Raw genomic sequence first — 2,374 nt, forward strand, 5'->3', positions numbered from 1 at the left:
AGGCGCGGCCAGTGACCGAACCGAGGATGGTCGACGTGGATACCAGGTATGGCAAGAAGAGGCGGCTTGCGATCGGCGAACAGGCTGGTACCTGCGAATTCGTGATGGATGACGCGGGCCATTTTTGCGGTCGCCCCGTCTACGTTCGGAGTCTGCAAGGCCGTCTCCCGAAGTACTGCGATGAGGTGGTTGTAGGAGTTGATGGCCGCCCTGTCGAGCATAATGGAAAAAATGCCGCAAAGGCCCGTGATCTGCACGGATTCAACGCGGCACCAGCTATCCACCCTGTCCCACAGCAGGAGCCCCCTGTTCTTTCGCGCCTCGACGAGACGGTTTCTTCCGAGCCTGTCGAGCCTGCGGCCAATACTTTCGTTACATCCACTTCCGTTACACCGGCTGTCGCGGAGTCGGCTGGTGACGAGTCCAATCGGCCGGTGACTGAGGCGCGCGAGCAGTTCGCCGCGCTCGTTGAGCAGTTCCAGGCCGCTGCCGAGAAGATCGCCCAGGCTGCCGAGAAGATCGCTCCGGAAGCCCGCGCGGTAATCGGGGCGGCCGGGGCGGCCGGGGCGGCTGAGCGCGAGGTCATCCAGGTCGTGACCGCTGCAGAGGAGGAGCTAGTCCACGCGAACACGCAGCGCAAGGTCGCGGAGGAGTTGGCGCAGGAGCGCCGCAAGCTCGCCGACAAGCACGCCGAGGAACGCCATCGGATGGCAATTGAGCGCGACGAGGCGAAGGCTGCGGCAGAGACTGCGACGGCAGAGGCCGCTCAGGCTGTTGCCGAGGCCCAGAAGATGGCGGCGGACACGATCCAGGCCGCTCAGGATGAGGCCGCCACGGCGATTGCCGCGGCCCTTGCGGAGCGTGACCAGGCGCTGAAGGAAGCCGAGGAGCAGCGGAAGCGTGCGGACCGGATTGCCGCTGAGTCCGCCGCAACTGCCCAGAAAGCGGCTGAGGACACACGATCTGCTCATGACCAGGTCGAGGCCGCTCAGCGGGCGCGGAAGCACGCGGAAGGCGAAGCTGTGCATCTGCGGAAGCAGGTGGATCAGCTCATCGACAACCTGGACAAGGAGCGTAAGCGCCGTGACGAGGATGACGAGCGGTACCGGACGCGGCTCCAAGAGGTAACCGACTACTACAGCGCAATGCTGAAAAATGCCACCGCAGCGGCGCACAATGTCGCGCTGGGGGAAGAAAAAGAGAATCTTCCCTCTCCGACAACCCCGCGTGCTCAGGGCTGATTCCGAGAGGGGGCTTGGACGTGAACAACCCAGCAGCAGCGGCGCGGTCGGACATCGGCGCGGGGTCTGCGATCATCGAATTGTCTTGGACGGCACCGCCTCTCACACTGAACCAGCGTCGTGCGACGCGTGGCGCGATGTTCGCCCGCGCCGCGAAGATCGCGGCAGTCCGCCAGGAGGTCTACGAGCGGGCTATGGCGGCGCGGCTGCCTCGCGGCCTCGACCATGTCACGGTGACGCTGCACTACCGCCCGAGAGACAATCGGCGGCGGGACACGGACAACTTGGTCGACACGGCCAAGCCGGCCTACGACGCGCTCACTGACGGTCGGCCTGCGCGGCTCTCGCGGCCGAGGGACCCCAAGAAGAAACCGACGCTGATCCCTGCCCAGCTCGGGTGTGGCCTGGTGCCCGATGACACCCCCGAGTTCATGGCCAAGCCCGAGCCGATCATCCACCGCGCCGAGAAGGGCAAGAGCGGTGCGATGTGGCTAGAGATCACCTGGGATGCGCAGCCGTCCGACAGCGTGCCTGCAGAGCCCGCTCCCGCGCCAGATCCGGTTGTGGTGCCATCGGTGCCGGTTGAGCAGGCTCATCCCGTTAGAACGGCGCGCATCGCCCCGAAACGTGCCACCGAGAACAGGCAGCGGCGGCCAGCTCAGCGACCTGCTTTGCACGCGGTCCCCGCCACGCCTATTTCTTCCCCCGACATCGCGGTGTCAGCGACACCAACGCCTATTTCTTCCCCGGGTTCGGCGTCTTCGAGCTGTCACTGCTCAGTGTGCGGCAAGGATATCGTGCAGCCCGCCACCGGCCGACCTCGCAAGACGTGCTCAGGCGCGTGCCGAGTTCGCGCATCTCGAGCTAGTGCGGGGAAAAAGGTTTCGGCCCCTCACGGGTGAACACACGCGCCGCGAAGGCCTGGACGCGCATGCAGCGGTCCAGGCCTTCGTGCTGTCTTGAGTCCGCGCGCTGGGTGGCCCCGTGATGGCTGACCGAGTCGTGCCTATGAGATCGAGCTGAACGTGCCTTGCCGGAAATAAGAGCAAATAGCGTGGTCACACCTTTTGCACCCTTCCAATACCCCACTAGGGTATTTAAGTTTCCGCTGGTCACAGCGTTGCACTGCTCGG

The 2,374-nt window shown here is 65.0% G+C and carries 2 protein-coding genes; both read left to right on the forward strand.

Translation table 11 applies throughout. From position 1 onward, the window contains the following. The coding region (locus tag NP3_RS36250; RefSeq protein ID WP_444980798.1) for a coiled-coil domain-containing protein at positions 1-1,241 on the forward strand (1,241 nt) is incomplete at its 5' end. A 20-nt stretch (positions 1,242-1,261) separates the two neighbouring features. Continuing rightward, positions 1,262-2,143, forward strand: a complete 882-nt coding sequence (locus tag NP3_RS51345; protein ID WP_307680146.1) for a RusA family crossover junction endodeoxyribonuclease — start codon at positions 1,262-1,264, stop codon at positions 2,141-2,143. Positions 2,144-2,374: the final 231 nt, after the last annotated feature.

It is taken from the genome of Nocardia pseudovaccinii NBRC 100343, from assembly GCF_001613225.1.
GTDB lineage: Bacteria > Actinomycetota > Actinomycetes > Mycobacteriales > Mycobacteriaceae > Nocardia > Nocardia pseudovaccinii.